Source organism: Loktanella agnita (assembly GCF_046640325.1).
GTDB classification, from domain to species: Bacteria; Pseudomonadota; Alphaproteobacteria; order Rhodobacterales; family Rhodobacteraceae; genus Yoonia; species Yoonia agnita.
Window position 1 is genome coordinate 66,161 of sequence record NZ_JBJMBF010000004.1, and the last position, 20,156, is coordinate 86,316.

At 57.6% G+C, this 20,156-nt stretch carries 22 protein-coding genes and 1 tRNA gene; 16 read left to right on the plus strand and 7 right to left on the minus strand.

Features of this window, described 5'->3' with window-relative positions:
- Positions 1–3 precede the first annotated feature (3 nt).
- From ACJ5NV_RS05550 to ACJ5NV_RS05575, 6 genes are all read left to right on the plus strand, one after another.
- A complete protein-coding gene (locus ACJ5NV_RS05550; protein WP_411642638.1) occupies positions 4–1,137 on the plus strand; it encodes an MFS transporter in 1,134 nt (377 codons plus the stop codon).
- A gap of 83 nt (positions 1,138–1,220) precedes the next feature.
- Positions 1,221–1,775 carry a hypothetical protein gene (locus ACJ5NV_RS05555; RefSeq protein WP_411642639.1) on the plus strand — a complete coding sequence of 185 codons (555 nt, stop codon included), beginning with the start codon at positions 1,221–1,223 and terminating at the stop codon, positions 1,773–1,775.
- A 307-nt stretch (positions 1,776–2,082) separates the two neighbouring features.
- A complete protein-coding gene (ribB, locus tag ACJ5NV_RS05560) occupies positions 2,083–3,213 on the plus strand; it encodes a 3,4-dihydroxy-2-butanone-4-phosphate synthase (RefSeq protein ID WP_411642640.1) in 1,131 nt (376 codons plus the stop codon).
- Entirely contained in the window at positions 3,213–3,752 is a 540-nt protein-coding gene (locus tag ACJ5NV_RS05565; RefSeq protein WP_411642641.1) for a 6,7-dimethyl-8-ribityllumazine synthase, read from the plus strand. Before ribB ends, ACJ5NV_RS05565 begins: the two co-directional genes overlap by 1 nt.
- Positions 3,749–4,216 carry a transcription antitermination factor NusB gene (gene nusB / locus ACJ5NV_RS05570; RefSeq protein ID WP_411642642.1) on the plus strand — a complete coding sequence of 156 codons (468 nt, stop codon included), beginning with the start codon at positions 3,749–3,751 and terminating at the stop codon, positions 4,214–4,216. The genes ACJ5NV_RS05565 and nusB overlap by 4 nt, the downstream gene beginning before the upstream one ends.
- A 597-nt stretch (positions 4,217–4,813) precedes the next feature.
- A complete protein-coding gene (locus ACJ5NV_RS05575; RefSeq protein WP_411642643.1) occupies positions 4,814–5,074 on the plus strand; it encodes a hypothetical protein in 261 nt (86 codons plus the stop codon).
- Positions 5,075–5,292: 218 nt separating this feature from the next.
- Here ACJ5NV_RS05575 and ACJ5NV_RS05580 read toward each other — a convergent pair whose 3' ends face one another.
- Positions 5,293–5,439, minus strand: a complete 147-nt coding sequence (locus ACJ5NV_RS05580; protein ID WP_411642644.1) for a hypothetical protein — start codon at positions 5,437–5,439, stop codon at positions 5,293–5,295.
- A gap of 469 nt (positions 5,440–5,908) precedes the next feature.
- On the opposite strand from ACJ5NV_RS05580, the gene ACJ5NV_RS05585 reads away from it, so the two are divergent.
- Positions 5,909–6,367, plus strand: a complete 459-nt coding sequence (locus ACJ5NV_RS05585; RefSeq protein WP_411642645.1) for an MmcB family DNA repair protein — start codon at positions 5,909–5,911, stop codon at positions 6,365–6,367.
- A 3-nt stretch (positions 6,368–6,370) separates the two neighbouring features.
- On the opposite strand, the gene ACJ5NV_RS05590 is transcribed toward ACJ5NV_RS05585, so the two are convergent.
- Complete coding sequence (locus ACJ5NV_RS05590) at positions 6,371–6,562, minus strand: DUF6324 family protein (RefSeq protein ID WP_411642646.1); 192 nt, start codon at positions 6,560–6,562, stop codon at positions 6,371–6,373.
- Positions 6,563–6,640: 78 nt separating this feature from the next.
- Here ACJ5NV_RS05590 and ACJ5NV_RS05595 point away from each other — a divergent pair, with 78 nt between their 5' ends.
- The 7 genes from ACJ5NV_RS05595 to ACJ5NV_RS05625 all read left to right on the plus strand — a co-directional run bounded on the left by ACJ5NV_RS05595 (position 6,641) and on the right by ACJ5NV_RS05625 (position 11,900).
- A complete protein-coding gene (locus ACJ5NV_RS05595) occupies positions 6,641–7,123 on the plus strand; it encodes a GNAT family N-acetyltransferase (protein WP_411642647.1) in 483 nt (160 codons plus the stop codon).
- A 43-nt stretch (positions 7,124–7,166) separates the two neighbouring features.
- Positions 7,167–7,243 (plus strand) — tRNA-His (locus ACJ5NV_RS05600).
- Between the two features lie 95 nt (positions 7,244–7,338).
- Positions 7,339–8,373 (plus strand): RluA family pseudouridine synthase, encoded by a 1,035-nt coding sequence (locus tag ACJ5NV_RS05605; protein WP_411642648.1) that lies wholly within the window; start codon positions 7,339–7,341, stop codon positions 8,371–8,373.
- A gap of 155 nt (positions 8,374–8,528) precedes the next feature.
- Entirely contained in the window at positions 8,529–9,425 is an 897-nt protein-coding gene (gene rpoH, locus ACJ5NV_RS05610) for an RNA polymerase sigma factor RpoH (protein WP_411642649.1), read from the plus strand.
- 127 nt (positions 9,426–9,552) lie between these two features.
- A complete protein-coding gene (locus tag ACJ5NV_RS05615) occupies positions 9,553–10,533 on the plus strand; it encodes a Gfo/Idh/MocA family protein (RefSeq protein WP_411642650.1) in 981 nt (326 codons plus the stop codon).
- Positions 10,534–10,827 carry a DUF4389 domain-containing protein gene (locus tag ACJ5NV_RS05620; protein WP_411642651.1) on the plus strand — a complete coding sequence of 98 codons (294 nt, stop codon included), beginning with the start codon at positions 10,534–10,536 and terminating at the stop codon, positions 10,825–10,827.
- Between the two features lie 20 nt (positions 10,828–10,847).
- A complete protein-coding gene (locus ACJ5NV_RS05625) occupies positions 10,848–11,900 on the plus strand; it encodes an alpha/beta hydrolase (protein WP_411642652.1) in 1,053 nt (350 codons plus the stop codon).
- Here the strand turns inward: ACJ5NV_RS05625 and ACJ5NV_RS05630 are convergent.
- Genes ACJ5NV_RS05630 through ACJ5NV_RS05650 form a run of 5 tightly spaced genes read right to left on the minus strand, consistent with a single transcriptional unit; the run spans position 11,872 to position 18,188 of the window.
- The gene (locus tag ACJ5NV_RS05630) at positions 11,872–12,372 is read right to left on the minus strand and encodes a GNAT family N-acetyltransferase (RefSeq protein WP_411642653.1); all 501 of its coding nucleotides are present in this window, start codon (positions 12,370–12,372) and stop codon (positions 11,872–11,874) included. The two genes, ACJ5NV_RS05625 and ACJ5NV_RS05630, sit on opposite strands and share 29 nt — an antisense overlap.
- Positions 12,369–14,189 (minus strand): M3 family oligoendopeptidase, encoded by a 1,821-nt coding sequence (locus ACJ5NV_RS05635; RefSeq protein WP_411642654.1) that lies wholly within the window; start codon positions 14,187–14,189, stop codon positions 12,369–12,371. Before ACJ5NV_RS05635 ends, ACJ5NV_RS05630 begins: the two co-directional genes overlap by 4 nt.
- A 55-nt stretch (positions 14,190–14,244) precedes the next feature.
- Positions 14,245–15,834, minus strand: coding sequence for an ATP-dependent DNA ligase (locus ACJ5NV_RS05640; RefSeq protein WP_411642655.1), 1,590 nt, complete (start codon positions 15,832–15,834; stop codon positions 14,245–14,247).
- On the minus strand, positions 15,831–16,841 hold the full coding sequence (locus ACJ5NV_RS05645; protein ID WP_411642656.1) for a ligase-associated DNA damage response exonuclease: 1,011 nt from the start codon (positions 16,839–16,841) through the stop codon (positions 15,831–15,833). The genes ACJ5NV_RS05640 and ACJ5NV_RS05645 overlap by 4 nt, the downstream gene beginning before the upstream one ends.
- A gap of 42 nt (positions 16,842–16,883) precedes the next feature.
- A complete protein-coding gene (locus tag ACJ5NV_RS05650) occupies positions 16,884–18,188 on the minus strand; it encodes a surface lipoprotein assembly modifier (RefSeq protein ID WP_411642657.1) in 1,305 nt (434 codons plus the stop codon).
- Between the two features lie 223 nt (positions 18,189–18,411).
- On the opposite strand from ACJ5NV_RS05650, the gene thyX reads away from it, so the two are divergent.
- Together thyX and ACJ5NV_RS05660 are read left to right on the plus strand one after the other, a co-directional pair.
- Entirely contained in the window at positions 18,412–19,332 is a 921-nt protein-coding gene (thyX, locus tag ACJ5NV_RS05655; protein ID WP_411642658.1) for an FAD-dependent thymidylate synthase, read from the plus strand.
- Positions 19,333–19,345: 13 nt separating this feature from the next.
- A complete protein-coding gene (locus tag ACJ5NV_RS05660) occupies positions 19,346–20,149 on the plus strand; it encodes a DUF3800 domain-containing protein (protein WP_411642659.1) in 804 nt (267 codons plus the stop codon).
- The last annotated feature ends 7 nt before the right edge of the window (positions 20,150–20,156 follow it).

Genomic DNA, 20,156 nt, shown 5'->3' on the forward strand with positions numbered 1-20,156 from the left:
CCCATGACCGATACCACCACCACCGCACCAGCGCGGCTTGCCACGCGGCTGGCTTTTTGGGCCGCAGGGGCCGCAACAGGCTGCTGCGCACCGCTCTTTCCTTTTGTAAAATCACAGATCGGGGCCAGCGAAAGCGTGTTTGGCATGGTACTGCTGTGCCTTGGGCTTGGCTCTGTCATCGCGATGCCGGTGACGGGGGTAGTGGCCACGCGCAAAGGCGCGCGCCCAATCATCCTGACGTCTGGCTTGGGGTTGGCGCTGATCTTGCCGCTTTTGCCGCTCAGCAGCAGCGCAGTCATGGCCGGTGCGGTGCTCTTTGTCTTTGGTGCCTGCCTTGGCACGCTGGATGTGGCGATGAACGTACACGGGGCCGAAGTAGAACAACGCGAAGGCCGCGCGCTCATGTCCGGTTTTCACGCCTCTTATAGTGTCGGTGCGCTCTTGGGGGCCGGGTTCATGACGCTGGCGCTTTTGGCGGGGCTGGGGCTTTTCCTCGCCACGCTTTGCGGTGCCCTTTGCGTGGGGGCCGCTATGGTGGCCACGCGCAATGGTCTGCTCCGCGCCCGCGGCGGCGCGGCAGAACCACTGGTACGCCCGCGCGGCATCGTACTGTTGCTGGCGATTCTCGCCGGGATCGCGTTCTTATCCGAAGGTGTCGTGCTTGATTGGAGCGGGCTTTTGATCATTGATCTGGATCTTGTCAGCCCGACAAGCGCCGGGCTTGGCTATATCCTGTTTTCCATCGCCATGGTCATCGCACGGCTCAGCGGTGATTACGTGGTGCAGCGGTTGGGTGGCTTCCGGCTGCTGGTCTGGGGCGGGCTGATCGCAATCGCGGGTGTGGTACTGATCCTGACCTGTCCGTGGCGGGCAGGGGCGTTGTCAGGCTTTGTGCTGATCGGCCTGGGGCTCGCCAATCTGGTGCCCATCGTGTTTAGCGCGGCCGGGCGGCAAACGCTGATGCCAGCCGGGCTTGCGGTCGCGGCGGTCACAACCACCGGCTATGCGGGGATTCTGCTGGGCCCTGCGCTGATCGGCTTCGCAGCCGAGGCCACAAGCCTGCCCGCCGCATTCTGGCTGCTCGCCCTGCTGCTCACCGCGTTTCCGCTCTGTGCGCGGCGGGTCATGCGGGCGTGACCCTGCACCCGTTTGGGGTTTGACACCGGCGCCGCAATGGCGAACGCTGGGCGGCGAAAGACCAAAGTAAAGGATGCGGCGTGATGGCAGGGATCGGACATAACTCCGGACGGATTGATGAACCCGGCAAAAGCTGGCGCAAACACGTCTGGACCCGCGCGCGCAAAGACCTGATGCCGACGCTCCCGGTCGAGGTCGTGCGCATGCGCGTCCGCCGTGCCGCGCAACTCGGTCTGCCCTATCGAACCTATGCCGGGATTCGGGCCAGCAGCGGGCATGACCTAATCGGCTTCATGTTCTCAAACAACGCGCTGCACGTGCTGCGGGACGGGCAGGCATTGCCTGCGGACCGGGCAGCTAAGCTGGGCAAATTGATCGCAACCAGCCGGACGGCCATCGTGCACAGACCAGTCACGCCCACCCATCTGGCGGGGCTTGCGGTGATCGACCGGGCAGAACCCGCACCGCATTTCACGCAAAGCTGGTCGGCAATGCGCGACCGGATGCAGGATATTCTACAGGCCGAAGGCAAGCCGGGCGACCGCTACGTGCTTGTCGGCGACACAGCGTTCGAGGCGGAATGGGCCGAGGCTGCCCATATGGCAGGCTATCTGAATGCCGCGCAATTCTTCGGCTAGGGTGGGTCAAGACCCACCTTACGAATCCTGAACGGCGCATTTACATTTTGACCGTACGCAGGGTTAATCACAGGATGCGCACTGTGAAGTCCGACGCAAGTCCGACGCGTTTCCGATACCGACCTACCCTCGAATTTCGCTGGGAAACCTAAACATTAACGGTTTTCGGAGCATCACCAGCCAAACACGCCACGCACCCCACCGGGCGTTGCGCATACAACGACGTAAGGTGGATCCCGATCCACCGCCCTTTTCAAATGGCAGCACCTGGGCTATCTGGCAGCACAGACATCACCCGAGGATGCGCATGAGCCAGACTTTCGAAACCCCCGGCCCGGTCGAGCGTGACTATTCCGACGCAGTCAGCCCGATTGAAGACATCATCGATGATGCCCGCAATGGCCACATGTTCATCCTTGTCGATCACGAGGATCGTGAGAACGAAGGCGATCTGGTGATCCCCGCCCAAATGGCCACGCCGGATGCAATCAACTTCATGGCCACCCACGGGCGCGGGCTGATTTGCCTGACCCTCAGCAGTGACAGGATCGACGCGCTGGGGTTGCCGCTGATGGCCTCGCATAACTCCTCGCGGCATGAAACAGCTTTTACCGTCAGTATCGAAGCCCGCGAAGGCGTCAGCACTGGCATTTCTGCCCATGACCGCGCGCTCACCGTCGCCACGGCAATTGATAGCAGCAAAGGTGCGGCTGATATCGCCACCCCCGGCCACGTCTTCCCCCTACGCGCCCGCGATGGCGGCGTGTTGGTTCGTGCCGGTCACACAGAAGCCGCCACCGATATTTCCCGGCTCGCCGGGCTGAACCCGTCCGGCGTGATCTGCGAGATCATGAAAGAAGACGGCGAAATGGCCCGCCTGCCAGACCTGATCGCCTTTGCGCAGCTGCATGGGCTCAAAATCGGCACGATCAGCGACCTGATCGCCTATCGGCGGCGGCACGACAATCTTGTCCGGGTCCGAGACGTCAGCACAGTTCAGTCTGAATTTGGTGGTGACTGGGAAATGCGGATATACACTGATGAAACCCAAGGGGCCGAACATATCGCGTTGATCAAAGGCGATATTTCCACGCCAGAGCCGGTGCTGGTACGCATGCACGCGCTGGATCCGCTGCTGGATGTGGTGGGCACCGGTGCGAAGGGCCGCCGCAATGAATTCGGCGACGCGATGGAGCTGATCGCCGCCGAAGGGCGGGGCGCATTGGTCTTGCTGCGCGACGTGCATATGCAGCTCGACACGGGCGAAGATGCCGCGCCACGGACATTGCGCCAATACGGGCTTGGAGCACAAATTCTGAGCTCTCTTGGCGTACATGACATTGAGCTGCTGACAAACTCACCGCAGCCAAAGATCGTCGGCCTTGACGCTTACGGGCTGGAAATCATCGGCACACGCAAAATCTCGGAGCTCGGATAATGGCCGGACCCTCACACCACATTCTGCAGCTGCCGGATTTTGACAAACCGGTGAAGCTGCTGATCGTCGTCGCGCCTTACTACAAGGATATCGCCGATCATCTTGTAGCAGGCGCAAAGGCTGAAATCGAAAAGGCGGGCGGTACTTATGAACTGATCGACGTGCCCGGCGCGCTGGAAGTGCCCACCGCGATCGGTATCGCCGAACGGATGAGCAATTTTGACGGCTATGTGGCACTTGGCTGCGTGATCCGGGGCGAGACGACCCATTACGACACGGTTTGCAACGACAGCAGCCGCGCGCTGCAATTGTTTGGCATGCAGGGGTTATGTATCGGAAATGGCATTCTGACAGTGGAAAATTACGATCAGGCGGCGGTGCGCGCCGACCCTGATCAAATGAACAAAGGCGGCGGCGCCGCAGCGGCGGCCTTGCACCTGATCGCACTCGCCCGTAAGTGGGGCGGCGCGACCAAGGGGGTCGGCTTTACAAGGGAAATTCTGCTTGCCGGTCAGACCGGCAGCAAGACCGTGACATGACCATTTCGAACAACCAGCGCCGCAAGATGAAATCCGCCGCCCGGCTTTATGCCGTGCAGGCCCTGTTCCAGATGGAAGCCTCTGGCCAGACCGTCGATGGCATCATTGCCGAGTTTGAAGATCACCGCTTCGGCGCGACCTATGACGAAGGCGAGATGGCCGAAGGCGACGTGGATACATTCCGTCTGCTGATGGAAAAGGCGGTGGATAACCAAGCCAGCATCGACCAGATGACCGACCGCGCGCTGGTCGCCAAATGGCCGATTGCGCGGATCGACCCGACTTGGCGCGCATTGTTCCGCGCCGCCGGGGCCGAGCTTGTCGTCAAACAGACCCCTCCCAAAGTGGTGATCAGCGAATTCGTCGCCGTGGCAGAGGCATTTTCCAATGACGGGAAAGAGCCGAAGTTTGTGAATGCGGTGCTCGACCACATGGCGCGCGAGGCGCAGCCAGACGCATTTTGATTACAACGTTTCGATTCTAACTTAAGGCAGCAGGCGTCACAAATCGCGTTCGACCGATAGGGATGGGCAGCGAATTGTGATTCAAGTAAAAATCGACATGCTTTAACCTGCCTTTAACAACGCTAAGGTAAACGTGGCGTTGAAAAAGGATGCGATAAAATCCGTATAGACGCGGCCTGCACGTGTCGGGCCAGGTGCGTGATAAATCGCGACGCGATAAATCTGTCTTAGCGGGTGGTGTTTTGCGCTGCCGCGACATCCGACAACCATGCATCCGGGGGATAATTTCCTCCGATTGGGTGATGTGATCGGATCAATCTCAGACCAGCACTTTCAGGTCGGCATTTAATTGCTGAACATGGGCAATACCCAAGGTTTATAAGGCTCAACCATATCTTTCGCGTTATGGTCATCAGGCAAACATGTACCGTTGCAAGGGTCGCTGAATCATAAGTCTTTGTTTTATTGACAAATTTCTGTTACCTTTTAGTAGTCGTGAAAGATTGACGGGTTTCCTCAGTAACGAGTCGTTCCTCGAAAGAGGCATTCTTACCAGTTTTTACGCACCCGTTTGGCGTGAAAAATAAAAGGATCATCATGCCGCAAGAACGTTTTAAGCCGATAGACGCCGAAGACCTGATCGAGAAAGCAGATAGTTTGGACTCGCATCAGAACAACTATACCGCCTTTGCGGATCCGCGGCAGGATCGCACCGCCTATGAGGACCTCATTGGTGCGAACGATGAATCCCTACAGGCCGATCATAACCTGAATGATGACCAGACTGTGATGCGCAGATTGGGCCGTTTTTTCGCAATGCTGCCCGGACTACGCAGGCTGCATTCGACAGAAAAGTGATGGGTGGCGGGCACCACGACGGCCGTAAAGGTAACTAACCCCGAGGACCTGTGTATACAGGTGGGCGCCGGGTAATCAGACCAGGGTCTGAACAGAGCCAGCTCCCTCGGATTTGCTTAAGGCCACTGGATTTGTACCTTATCACTACGAGAGGCGCAGGAACCCGCCGTTGATACAGGTAGGAGCCTTTGGCCCACAGGGCAAGGTCTTCGTGAGTGTTATTCTTCGATGTCACCCTTGATCAGCCATCCGTTGCGGCCAACCATTTCTACTGGTGCGAAGGCGAGTAAGACGCGTTCTGTCAGACCGACTGCCAAAAGTGCCATGCAAACTTGAAAAAAGGTCACGTCGGTAATCAGCAACACACGCTTTACTCCTGATAATCACTACACTTACTTTGTGCCGCGCAAAACAGACCAAATCGTGACGCGGGCAAGGTTTCCGATATGGCTCTTTGCTGGCCTGCGCCGCATTGCTGCCACATTGTTGAACGTTTTCGATGAACGGCTTTTCGGCAGATTTCCGCTTAACTGTTGAAAGTAAAAGAAAATTCCTAAGATAAATTGTTAACAGTCGATTTTTACCGGATTTTTAAGCTTTTTGAGACGTCGATCATCGTCGCTCTGACTGCCGCATTTATGATTCGGACGTAGTCACAAGCCGTGTTTCGCAGTGCTTTTGCCGTAATCGGCAATATATGCGCAGGTACTGGCGGTTTTGCTCTGAAGATTTGGGCGGATTGTGGCGGTGATGTGGCCTTGAAAATAAGGGCCGCACCGATCGTGTATCTTATTGTGGCTTGTATTTTGTTCACCTATTGTTCATGGTTTTGCCATGACCAGTGACCTGATTGAATCCAGCCTGATGCCCGGCCAGTTGCTCGCACGCGGCGTAAGCCGTCATTTGCGCAGCCATGATTTTGTCAGCGTAGAAGAGCTCGTCCCGTCACAAGGGTTGCGCGTCGATGTGATGGGGCTTGGCCCCAAGGGCGAAATCTGGATCGTGGAATGCAAATCCAGCCGTGTCGATTTTCAGTCGGATCGAAAATGGCAGGGCTATCTTGAATGGTGCGACCGGTTTTTCTGGGCGGTGGATAGTGACTTCCCGACAGAGCTTTTGCCCGATGATACCGGATTGATCCTCGCCGATGCTTATGATGCCGAAATCATCCGTGTTGGGCCAGAGACGCGACTGGCACCAGCGCGCCGCAGGGTGATGGTCCAGAAATTCGCGCGCCACGCCGCAATACGCGCGCAAACCGCACGCGATCCGGGCTTTGTTCACATCTATTGAAGATCAGCGGGTTTTCACGCTGCGGGCGGCCATCGCGGCAGCCTTGATTTCCTCTGCGATATCGTCGGCTTCTTCCGGGTGGAAATCCATCGGGATTTCAACGCCGTCAGCTTCGATAAAGATACGAACCATGCCCTGATCCGTCGGGCCGATCTGCAAATTGGCTTCGATATCGCGTTCGCTGTTGATACCCATCACAGTGTCCTCTGTCTTTGTTGTATGTCCTACAGCGCTGCGGGCTTGATTGGCAAGGGCGGTGCGGGCAGGGTGCGTATGATGAATTTTGCCATACGTCCTTTTACCGCCGATGATGCCGCATGGCTGATTTCCCAGCACGCGGAGCATTATGCAATTGTTGAAGGTTTTGACGCTAGTTTTGGCCCGCTTGTTGCCAGCATCGTCGATAACTTCCTGCAAAACCATGACCCGGCCCGTGAAATGGGCTGGCTCGCCCATGACGGGGACAAGCGGCTTGGTACGATCTTCTGTGTCGCGCTAAACGATAAAACAGCCAAGCTGCGGTTGTTCTACCTTATACCCGACGCGCGGGGCACCGGGGCAGGGCAGGCGCTGCTGGATCAATGCCTGTCATTTGCGCGCGGGGCGGGCTATCAGAAATTGACGCTCTGGACCCATGAAAGCCATGTCGCGGCAGGCCGAATTTACAAACGCAACGGGTTCACCCGCGTCGCATCCAAGCCCGTCCGCTCTTTCGGTGTCGATTTGGTGGAAGAGACATGGGAGATTAGCCTTTGAAGGTCTTGCAATCGGACGGTCATGGCGCTAAATCCCGCGATGTGCCGCCTTAGCTCAGTTGGTTAGAGCGCTTGATTGTGGATCAAGAGGTCCCTGGTTCGAGACCAGGAGGTGGTACCACCGCAAAATTTCCCGAAATTTGAAAGCATATGGGAAAACGTTTGGTGCACCCAAACGTGGCCACAGCCGGTGGCAATCGGAGTAACGTACCAGTCATGACCACCTGCATCACCTTTCATATCGGCCCCAACCCGCCACCGCGCCTTGATAAGGCACTGGGGCGTGACGTTCCCGAGGATGCCGCGCTCAGCCGTTCGCGACTGGCGCGGTTGATCAGCGAAGGTGCTGTGACGGTTGATGGTGTTGTCATCACCGATCCGCGCTTCCGGATCGCCGAAGGGGCAGAGGTCGCGGTGACGGTCGCACTGGCCGAGGAAAGCCACATCGGCGGTGAAGATATCCCGCTGGACGTGGTCTACGAGGATGACGATCTGATCGTCGTCAACAAACCTGCGGGGATGGTGGTGCATCCAGCACCGGGCACGCCCGGCGGCACATTGGTAAACGCGCTGATCCACCATTGCGGCGAAACCCTTTCCGGTGTCGGCGGCATGAAACGCCCCGGCATCGTGCATCGGATCGACAAAGAGACGACAGGCCTGCTGGTCGCTGCGAAATCTGACCGGGCGCATCACGCTCTGGCGGACCAATTCGCGGCCCATACCGTTGACCGGCGCTATCTGGCGATTTGTTACGGTGTGCCGGACGCCAATGATCCACGGCTGCGGGGGATCAAAGGTGCCTCTTTCGAGGCGGGAAATATTTTGAAGGTGCAAACCTTCCTCGGGCGGCACAAGACCGACCGGCAGCGGCAGGCAGTGTCCTTTACGACCGGACGGCACGCGGTGACACGGTCACGGATTGTGGAACCACTGGGCAATCCACCCGTTGCCACATTGATCGAATGCTGGCTGGAAACCGGGCGCACCCATCAAATCCGGGTGCATCTGGCCCATTGCGGTCACGCTCTGATCGGGGACCCGGTCTATGGCGGCAGGCGCAAGTTATCGCCAAAAGCCGTTAGCGAAGCGGGCGCCGTGGCGGCGGCAGGCTTTAATCGGCAGGCTTTGCATGCTGCAAGTCTGGGATTCACCCATCCCGTCAGCGGTGAAAAAATGTCATTTGAGGCAGAGATACCTGTGGATATGCAGGATTTATTGCGCGCCCTTGGCGGTATTGGTCTGAAATAAACAGTTACATGTGCGTGAGTGCACTTAAAAGCCACTTTTCAAACTGAACGGATCAGTTCATATTGAGCTTACGAAAAGTTAACTGCTTGCCTTGAAACGTAGCGTCAACCACACCATATCCATGTTAAGCCTTTAAACATAAGGAGGGCACGACAGTGAGCACTTATACAAATTTACCAGCCCCGTCACCGGAACAGGGTCTGAACCGCTATATGCAGGAAATCCGCAAGTTCCCCATGCTGGAGCCTGAGGAAGAATATATGCTGGCCAAGCGCTGGGTGGACCATGAGGACACCGAAGCCGCGCATAAGATGGTCACATCGCACCTGCGTCTCGCCGCCAAGATCGCCATGGGCTATCGCGGCTATGGTCTGCCGCAGGCCGAAGTGATTTCAGAGGCGAATGTCGGCCTGATGCAGGCGGTCAAACGCTTTGACCCTGAAAAAGGCTTTCGTCTTGCGACCTACGCCATGTGGTGGATCCGCGCCTCGATTCAGGAATATATCCTGCGGTCATGGTCGCTGGTGAAACTGGGCACAACTTCGGCGCAGAAAAAGCTGTTCTTCAACCTGCGCAAGGCGAAATCCCGCATTGGCGCGCTGGAAGATGGCGATTTGCGCCCCGAAAACGTCAAACGGATCGCAACTGATCTGGGCGTGACCGAAGATGAGGTGATCTCTATGAACCGGCGTTTGTCGGGTGGGGATGCGTCGTTGAATGCACAGGTCGGCTCTGACGGTGAAGGTTCCATGCAGTGGCAAGACTGGCTGGAAGATGAAAGCGCCAATACCGCCGCTGATTATGAAGCCCATGATGAGCTGGACGCGCGCCGCGAATTGTTGGCCGAAGCCATGGCTGTGCTGAATGACCGGGAAAAGGACATTCTGGTCCAGCGCCGCCTGTCCGAGGAATCGGTCACATTGGAAGACCTGAGCGGTCAATATGATGTCAGCCGTGAACGGATCCGCCAGATTGAGGTCCGCGCCTTTGAGAAACTGCAAAAGAAAATGCAGGATCTGGCCAAGGAAAAGGGCATGCTGGCGACAGCCTGACCCCCCATGCACATTGAAACGAAATCCCCGTCGGCCCGCTCGGTGGGGATTTTTTTATGCATATGTTGCCGGGGCGTTTCCTTCGATCCGCGTTGGCGCTAACATCTGCGAAACGGGGGGATAAGACATGACAGTATTAAGGTGGGGTATTCTGGGCGCAGCCAATTTCGCGCGGGCGCATATGGCACCGGCCATTCACGCTGCAAAAGGGGCAGAACTGGTGGCGCTGGCCACATCGCATCCGGACAAAGCGGCGGGTTTTCAAGCCTTTGCACCCGGTATCAAACTGCACGAAAGCTATGACGCGCTGCTGGCTGATCCGGAGATTGACGCCGTCTATATCCCGCTGCCCAACCACCTGCATGTCGCGTGGTCGATCAAAGCGCTTGAGGCAGGCAAACATGTGCTTTGCGAAAAGCCGATGACGCTACAGGCGGAAGAATTCGATCAGCTGATCGCCGCACGTGACGCATCAGGCAAGCTCGCGGCAGAGGCGTTTATGATTGTGCACCACCCGCAGTTTTCCCGCGCAAGGGAATTGGTGCAAGGCGGGGCCATCGGCAATCTTGTGCATGTGGACGCGACATTCAGCTATTTCAACGACGATAGCGACAACATCCGCAATCAGGCGGGCACGGGCGGTGGCGGGTTGCCGGACATTGGCGTTTATACCTTTGGCGCAGCCCGGTTTGTGACTGGCGCGGAACCGACACAAATCCCTTACGCCAAGCTACGCTACGAAAACGATGTTGATGTCTTTGCCCAGATTGCTGCGGATTTTCCGACCTTCAGCTATTCCGCGATTGTGTCGATGCGGATGCATCCGCGCCAGCAGGTCACCTTTCACGGGGACAAAGGCGTTTTGCGGCTGACCTGCCCCTTTAATGCCAACGTCCAGGATATCGCGCAGCTGACGCTGGAAAATGACGGGCAAACCATGATCAGCGAACGCTGGCCGGCAGAGAACCACTATGTGCTTCAAGTCGAAAACTTCTGCAAATCCGCGCAAGAGGGTGCGGCCTATCCGTGCCCACTCGAATTTTCACGCGGTACGCAGAAAATGATGGATATGGTTTTTGCGGCGGGTGCAAAAACAAATCAGGATTGAATGATGGTCAAAGATCAAGAAACGCCGTCTGAAGCTGCCAAAGACGCGGATTTCGAAAGCATCTGGCTACGGTTGGTACATATGGTGCTTATCGCCGTTTTGATGAGCGCGGCCAGCAGCTTGCTGGGGCTGCTGACGGTCGCGCAATTCGTGATCATGCTGTTCAACAAGCGCGAGCCGAACGACCAATTGGCCGAAATCGGCACCACAATGGGTGTCTGGATGGCAAAAGCCGCACGCTACCAAACCGCCGCGAGCGAGGTGAAACCCTGGCCCTGGACAGAGCTCGACTAAAGCGAAATGCGCTAGGTTTTGTGCAACATCGCACTACCGCAATCAGCCAAATGCGGTCTTCGACGGTCTGGCTTCTGAGCGGGCTTTTGTTGTGCCTTGCTCTATCCGGGTGCACGCGCCCGCAACAAATTATCGTCGGCACGCCCGCGCCAAACGCTCAGATCGAAACGATTTATGTGGTGGACCATCAGGTGTTATCCCGGTCGGGTGGTACAGGCCTGCCTGATCGGCGCGATGCGCCGTCTTACGCGATCGCAAAGGTCGCCGTCCCACCCGGTCACACGGCGGGACGCGTGGAATATCCACATGATCCGACCCGCGGGTTTGTGATGGCTGACTACCAACAGCAAGAGCGTACGGCCCATTTACGCGCGATTGCAGACGCGCCGGGCGATGAGATCGTTATTTTCATTCATGGATTCAACACTACCACCCCGGAGTCCATTTTTCGGCTGGCCCAGATGCGCTATGATTTCGGCGCAACGGACCCGATGATCGTCTTCGCTTGGGCGTCTGCCGCGCGCGCTGGGGCTTATATTTATGATCGTGACAGCGTGCTTTACGCGCGCGATGATCTGGTTGCTTTACTCGATCTGCTGATCCGCAATGATACGCGGCCCGTCACCTTGGTGGCGCATTCCATGGGGGCACAATTGGTCATGGAAAGCCTGCGGCAATTGGCACTGGCGGGCGAACAACGGACGCTCGACCGTGTGTCCGGGCTGATCTTTATCGCCCCCGATATTGATCCCGATATCTTTCGCAGACAGGCGCAGGTGATCGGGGATCGCGATGAACCCTATGTGCTGTTGGTAAGCGAAAGCGACAAGGCGTTACGCGTGGCGTCGTGGCTTATCGGCGGGCGCAGTAAGGTGGGGCTGGTCAGCGGTACGGATAAACTGAGCGGGCTGAATGTCGTGGTGCTTGATCTGACCACATTGGCTGATGGCAGCAAGCGCGACCATCTGGTCGCCGTCAGCGCACCCGCCGCGATCCAGTTGTTGCGCGCGCTGATCCAGCCCGGCGCGCGCGATAACCCTGAATTCAGTGCGTTTCTGCGTCAGTTGGAGTAGCAAGCGGCAATGTCAGGATATTCTGCGGCCCCGCGCCCCCATCCATATATTGCGCGCCAGTGTCGATAAAACCACCGCTTAAATAGACTTGGCGCGCGCCGGGATTGCGCAGGTTGACCGTCAGGACAATTGCCTCTGCCGCGCCATATTGCGCCGACAGATAGCTGTGCAGTTGCGCCGCGCATGCCTTGGCGATGCCGCGCCCCTGAAACCGCTGGTCGATCAAAAACGTCCGCAGGCCTAACTGGGTGCTGGCGGCAAAGCGGTGGTGCTGGTGAAAGCCGCGATCAATGCGAAACATCCCCGCGACCTGATCGTCATACAGGATCACATGCACGTCGATCAGCGGATCAGCCAAGTCGATCACTTCCGCAGGTTGCCCCGAAAAAACAACCTGATCATCCGTCACCGTCACCCGGCGCAGATCATCTGCCAGCGCCGGGGTCAGGCGGGTCAATGTGACCGCGCTCAATCCTCCATCGCCTCCAACTCATCAATGAAGCCTTCGATCATCGACAGGCCCTTGTCCCAGAATTTCGGGTCAGAGGCATCAAGCCCGAAGGGGGCCAGCAATTCCTTGTGGTGCTTGGAGCCGCCTGCGCGCAGCATATCGAAATATTTGCTCTGGAAATCGGCGTCGCCTTCTTCGTAGACCGCATAAAGTGCGTTCACCAACCCGTCGCCAAAGGCATAGGCATAGACGTAGAATGGCGAATGCACAAAATGCGGGATGTAGGACCAGAAGGTTTCATATCCCGGCGCAAAGTCAAAGACCGGTCCTAGCGATTCCGCCTGCACCGACATCCAAAGCGCGTTGATGTCGTCCGGCGTCAGCTCACCCTCGGCGCGGGCGGCGTGCAGTTTGCATTCAAAATCGTAAAACGCGATCTGGCGCACGACCGTGTTGATCATGTCTTCGACCTTGCCTGCCAGCAGGATCTTGCGTTCCTCTTGGGTTTTGGCACCGTCCAGCATCTTGCGGAAGGTCAGCATTTCCCCAAAGACAGAGGCGGTTTCGGCCAGTGTCAGCGGGGTGGACGACAGCAGCTCCCCCTGATCCGCCGCCAGCACCTGATGCACCCCATGGCCCAGCTCATGCGCCAGCGTCATCACATCGCGCGGTTTGCCAAGGTAGTTCAGCATCACATAGGGGTGCACCGTGCTGACCGTGGGATGGGCAAAGGCACCGGGGGCTTTACCGGGCTTTACGGCGGCGTCGATCCAGCCATCGGTAAAGAACGGTTTCGCGATCTCAGCCATTTTCGGATCAAAACCGGCATAGGCGTTCATCACCGTGTCTTGGGCTTCGTCCCAATCGACGGTGCGGGTGGTTTCCATCGGCAGCGGCGCGTTGCGGTCCCAGACCTGCATCCGTTCCAGCCCTAGCCATTTCGCTTTCAGCGCATAATAGCGATGCGACAGACGGGGGTAGGCCGCGACAACCGCATTGCGCAGCGCCTCGACGACCTCGGCCTCCACATGGTTGGCCAGATGGCGGCCGGTCTGTGGGGTGGGCATCTTGCGCCAGCGGTCCTCGATCTCTTTTTCTTTAGCAAGCGTGTTGTGCACGCGCGCAAACAGCTTGATGTTGTCCTGAAACACGGCAGCCAGAGCATGGGTCGCGGCGGCACGTTTGCTGCGGTCTTGTTCGGTCAGCAGGTTCAGCGTGGATTCAAGGCTGAGCGTTTCGCCATCAACATCGAACTCCAGCCCTGCCATGGTTTCATCGAACAAGCGGTTCCACGCAGCGGCCCCAACGGTGGACTGATCGTGCAGGAATTTTTCCAGCTCATCCGACAGCTGGTGCGGCTTCATCGCGCGCATGCGGTCAAAGACGGGCTTGTAGCGCGCCAGATCGGCATTTGCTGCCAGCAGCCCATCAAGATGCGCATCGTTCAGCCGGTTGAATTCCAACCCATAAAACACCAGCGGCGTGGTGAAAGTGGTGATTTGATCCTGACAATCGGCCATGAACTTGGCGCGCTCACTGTCAGTGGTAATCTGGTAATAACGCAGGCCCGCATAGGACATGATGCGCCCGGCGATAATATCAATTTCCTCATAGCGCTGCACAGCGGTTAGCAGACCCGCAGCGTCCAGACCGGCCAGCTTGCCCTCATAGCTTTTGGCGAAATCGGCGCATTCCGCTTCTAGCCATTTCATGTCCCGGTTCAGCTCTGGCGCCTCCGGGTTGGCATAAAGATCGGTCAGGTCCCATTCGGGCAGATTGCCCAATTCTTTGCCGCCGCTTGTATGCGCGTCAAAGACGCGTTCTTGGAAATTCATCATAGCCCCCATATTCGCTCTCGGCCAACATAGGCGCGCCGTGCGCCGGGGGAAAGCCTTAGCCGTAGGTTGCAAGCATATCCTTGAGATCATCCAGCGTGTTTGTCTCATCCACCGGTTTATCCTTGCGCCACCGCAGCATGCGCGGGAACCGCAGCGCGACGCCTGATTTGTGACGGGGGCTGGCCTGAATGCCTTCAAACGCGATTTCAAACACATGTTCGGGTGGCACCTGACGCACGGGGCCGAAACGTTGCAGCGTGTTCCGACGGACCCATGCGGTGATCTGGCGGAATTCCGCGTCGGTCAGGCCGGAATAGGCTTTGGTAAAGGGCACCAGTTCATTTCCATCACGCACGGCAAATGTGTAATCGGTGAACAGGTTCGCCCGGCGTCCGCTGCCCGATTGCGCATAGATCATCACCGCGTCGATGGTCAGCGGGTCGATCTTCCATTTCCACCAATCGCCTTTTTTGCGCCCGGACAGATAGGGGCTGTCCAGCCGTTTCAGCATCAGCCCCTCGGCCCCGATAGCGCGAGACTGCGCGCGCGCGTCGGCCAGATCGTCCCATGTGTCAAACGGCACGCTCGGCGACAGGCGGATCGGGGTGTCAGACGGGACATCGGCGATCAACGCCGCTAGCATATCGCGTCGGTCGCGCAAGGGCGTATTGCGCATGTCCTGACCGCTGTCTTCCAGCAGATCATAGGCCATCAGGATCACCGGCGCCTCGGTCAACAATTTTTTGGGGACTGTCTTGCGCCCGATACGTTTTTGCAGCGCATTGAAAGACAAGGGTTTTTCATCAACAAAGGCAAGCACCTCGCCATCCAACACAGTGCCGTCGGGCAAATAATCCTTAAGCCGCGCCAGTTCAGGAAAGCGGTCTGTCATCAGATCCTCGCCCCGCGACCATAGGTAGTGATCGCCGCCGCGGATGATCAACTGCCCCCGGATACCATCCCATTTCCGCTCTGCGTTCCAGTCAGCGGGAGGGCCGAGCGCGTCGATGTCTTCCATCTGATAGGCCAGATAGAACGGGTAGGGGCGCGATTGGTCGGCGGTCGGGTCATCCGCCTCAATCAGGGTGTCCCATGTGGTGGTGTCGGGTGTCCAATTGCCCATCAGCTTATGGGTCAGCTCTGGCTCTGGCTGGCCTGTCGCTTGGGCAAGGGCGCGGGTAATCAGCTTGGCGCTGACGCCAATCCGAAAGCCGCCTGTCAGCAGTTTTGTAAATAGAAAACGCTCTGTCGCGGGCAGGCTGTCCCATGCGCGCAGGATACCCGCCTTGCGTTCATCATCCTCCAGCGCTGAAAGGGTTTTGATGATGCCGATCCAATGGGTCAGGCTTTCATCGCTGGTGTCGCGCGGTTCCGGCAGCACCAGCGCGATGGTTTCTGCCAGATCGCCGACAATGCTGTAGCTGTCTTCAAACAACCAGTCAGGCAGCCCTGCGACCTCTGCCGCCCATTCCCGCAGACGGGTCGCGGTGATCGTGCGTTTCGGGCGTCGCCCGGTGAACAGCGCTATAGTCCACAGTTTGTCATCCGCGCTGGCGGTCCGAAAATAATCGGCCAGCGCGGCGGTTTTGACGGTTGTCTTCGTTGTCTCGTCAATGCGGGTAAAAAGAGCGGCAAAATCTTTCATTCGGCGGCATCCTCTGTATCAAGGTTTTCACCCTGATAATCGGTGCTCACCACATGGGCGTCGTAACCTTGATCCGTCAGCCAGCGCTGAAAGACCGATGTATAACCATGGGTCGCAAAAATCTTGGTCGCCCCGGTCGCCTTGATCGCGCTGTTCAGCCCGTCCCAATCGGCATGGTCGGATACAATAAACCCTCGGTCCGCCGCGCGCCTGCGTCGCACCCCGCGCAAGGCCATCCAGCCACTGGCAAAGGCGGTCGAGGCAGGGCCAAACCGCCGCGCCCAAGGGGTGCCAAGCGCGCTGGGCGTGGCCAGCACCAGCGCGCCGGGATGCGTTTTGGCGCTGACATCTGCATCTGCATAGATCGTGTCCGGCAACGCGATCCCCTCATCGCGCATGACCCTGTTTGTATTCTCTATCGCGCCATGGGTCAGGATCGGGCCGATATCCGGGTTCACTGTGGTCAGCAGCCGCTGTGCCTTGCCCAAGGCATAGGCCCCAAGGATCGACGTCCTGCCAGCCGCCGCATTCGCCGCCCACCAGTCGTTGATCTGGCGCGTCAACACATCCTGCGGCGTCCATTTGAAAATCGGCAGACCAAAAGTGCACTCGGTGATGAATGCGTGACACGGCACAGGTTCAAACGGCTCTGAAAGGCCGTCGGCCACTGTCTTGTAATCGCCCGAAGCAACCCAAACCTCGCCCGCGACGGCGACCCGGATTTGCGCCGAGCCGGGCACATGGCCCGCAGGATGGAAAGAGACCGTCGCATCACCGATCCGGCGTTCTTCACCATAGCGGATAGTTTCCAACGTGATATCCCCCAACCGGTGACGCATCACAGGGGCAGAGCCATTTGTCGCCAGATAGCGGCCCATGCCGGGTCGGGCATGGTCGCTGTGGCCGTGGGTGATTAGTGCCCGATCAACAGGTTGCCACGGGTCGATATAAAAATCGCCCGCCGGGCAGTAAATGCCCCGATCCGTGAATGTCAGTACCTCGGCCATAAGGGTGAGTATAGAGCGTGGCAGCGACGCGCCAATAGTGCCTTAAAAAGTCGAGTTCAGCACAAACCCCATTGAGAAACCATCGCGGGTGAAACGGTTCACAGTGCTTTCTGCGATGTTGCCCGACAGTTGCAGCATCGGGCTGAACCCTGCATAGGACACATCCGGCAGGCCGATATTCGCGCCGTAAAGGAATGTTTTGTCTTCGCGCCCAATATCACCAAAAAAGAAATACTCTGGATAATCGGCATATTTCAGACCCGCATTGATGCTCAGCGAAATTGGTCCGATGGGCTGGCTCCAGCTATAGGACCCCTGCAAGGTCCATTCCTCGAACGTATGGTTGTTTGAAAAACTGTCGCTGCGCAAACGGCTCAGCGATCCAGTGATCCGGTCGCCATTCTCGCGGCGATAGGCAAGGGCGGTGCCAAGCGTCGTGCGCCGGGTTTCCCTGATCCCGGTGCTTTCATAATCCTGAATCTCGCGCTGAACAGAAAGCTGCAGGGTCGTCGCGTCGCTCAAAGACAGGGCGCGGCTCAACCCGATCCGCTTGAAGTCGTAATGGGGTTCCAACCCATATGCGAAGCTGCCAAAGCTCAGGTTCACACCCAGCGTGCCATTCTCGAATGCATGCATGTGATCAAACGACAGGGCGAAATAATCCGTCGCGAAATCTTCGTTGCGGATTTTGTCATCACTGCCCTCGGCGCGTGGCTCCCCCGCATCTTCCAACGCCACCCGCGACAACTGATAGCGCAAGCTGACAGAGCTGCGATCGGTGCGGGTTTCATGCAAACGGTAGGCGGTAGAAAACCCAAGCGTGGCCCGGACCCCGGCCAGCGCCTGCGCATCGCGCGACAGCGAGAGGCTCCCGGTCTCATCCTCGGACGCGCCGCCATTCACATTGTTCGATGGGACCAGCGAAAAGATCAGATTGGTCGACCACGGGTTCCGGCGGGTCACGGCGCGGGCATCCTGCAAGGTGCGCTCTTGCTCGGCGTCATTGGGGGTGACGGTCAGGGCGCGGCGCAGCCAGAAAGTCGCCAGTGTGAACCGTTCCTCGGCGGCGGCGGCCAGCGCTGTCAGCCTTGCGGCCTCATACTTCTGCGCGTCTGTCTCGGACAACCGCCAAGCACGCACCCCGGCGCGGCGTCCCTCGGCGGGATCATCTAGGCGGGGGGCGGCGGCCGCCAAAACAACCAAGGCGACCCGGTCATCAGGGTCGCGGGCCAAAAGAACGCGCGCGATCTGCAAGGCAAGCTCCAGATCACCGGCCATCAGGGCACGGGTCGCAATCACCCGCGCATCAGCGACCGGTATGTCAACCGATGTTTGGGCGTGGGCCACGGGGGCTGCCATGCATGCGGCAAAGATAAGCCGGCGAAGTCTTTTGGTGATCTGCAAAGTGAAGGTCCTGTAATGACGATGGATAAATATAGTCGGACCGAAATAACAGGTTCAAACTGTTATTCAATATCAGGCCGTTGCGACCATCCTCGCAAACAAGGTTTTGCCGACCCGCCGCTTTCCCTATAGTCCCGCAAAAGACTCACATACAGGCGAGGACACAATGCCCATCACGACCGAGCAACAGGCCGAAATCGACGCGCTGCGCGCTGCCGCGAAACCCACCCTGCGGGCCGTGTCCGAAGGGATGGAGACGCATCTTTACAAAGCTTATGACGTGCTCGACCACGGGTTTATCCGGGTCATCGACTATATGGGCGACGATGCGGCCATCTGTCAGGCCGCGCGCGTGTCCTATGGCAAGGGGACCAAATCGGTATCCAACGATGCCGGGCTGATCCGCTACCTGATGCGGCACTGGCACTCCACCCCGTTCGAGATGTGCGAGATCAAGCTGCACGTCAAACTCCCCGTCTTCGTGGCACGGCAATGGATCCGGCACCGGACCGCCAATGTGAACGAATATTCCGCGCGGTACTCGATCCTTGATCGGGAATTCTACATTCCGGAGCCTGACAAGCTCGCCGCGCAATCGGTGATCAACAATCAGGGCAGGGGGGAAGCGCTGACCGGCGAAGAAGCCGCCCGCGTGCTGGAATACCTCAAAGGCGACGCCGCGCGCGCCTATGACCACTACGCCGAGATGATCTCTGACACGACGCCAGAAGGGGAGGGTCAACAAGGGCTCGCCCGCGAACTCGCCCGCATGAACCTGCCCGCCAATATCTACACCCAATGGTACTGGAAAGTGGACCTGCACAACCTCTTCCACTTCCTGCGGCTGCGGGCGGATGCCCATGCGCAATACGAAATCCGGGTCTATGCCGAGGAAATCTGCAAAGTCGTCGCCGACTGGGTCCCCGCAGCCTACGCAGCGTTCGAGGACTACCGCATGGGCGGCGCGACACTCTCGTCAAAGGCGATTGACTGCCTGCGCCGGATGCTCAAAGGTGAAGAGGTGACGCAGGAGACCTCCGGGATGTCCAAGGGGGAATGGCGGGAGTTTGAGGAGGTTGTTGGGTGATTGAAGGGATCGCTTGAAATTTAATATATACATTGATGAAAGTGGTGAAGCAGGAATTGCAAAAGTACGGAGTACTTCGTCGGGCGGTGCATCTCCGTACTTTGTTATGGCAGGGGTCGTATGCCAGCCTACTGCCGAAGTTCTTGCAAAAAATGCATTTCGAGACGCTAAGGATCGTATCGGAAAGAAGAGTTGGAAGCATGCAACCGAGCTCGGCCACTCCCAAAAGGTTTTTCTCGCCCGTGAGTTAAATAGACTTCCCGTTCGGTTTTTTACTGTTGTTTCGAATAAGGCGACCCTAGGAGACTACAAAATAGATATTAACGGAAATGCGCACAAATTCTACAATAAGTGCGCACAATACCTTCTTGAAAATATTTGTACCTACTTGGCGCCGCATGTCGAATCCGATGATGATCTAGCTGTATATTTTGAGAAAATGAACCATGACTATGACGCCATGCGTAGATTTTTGGGTAAGGTGAAATCTAAGCCAATTTACCCGCAATCTAAATCACTGTCGATTCTAAATCCATTTGGTATCTCAACTTTGAAAAAGGGTGAAAGCGAAATGTTGGAGATTTCAGATTTCGTCGCCCATGCCGTCTTCCAGTGCTCCAATTCGACGGAAGCGAACTTCAATATTCCTGAACCTAGGTATTTTGTAGAATTATCGTCTCGATTTGCAGGCGATGAAAACGGTTGCCCAATTGGATCAGGAATTAAGTTTATCCATGATATTGGTATGATGAGGTTTGAGCCAGCAATCGAAAAGATGTTCTCAGACGCACGAGTGCAACCCCCCAGAATTGGTTAGAATTTTA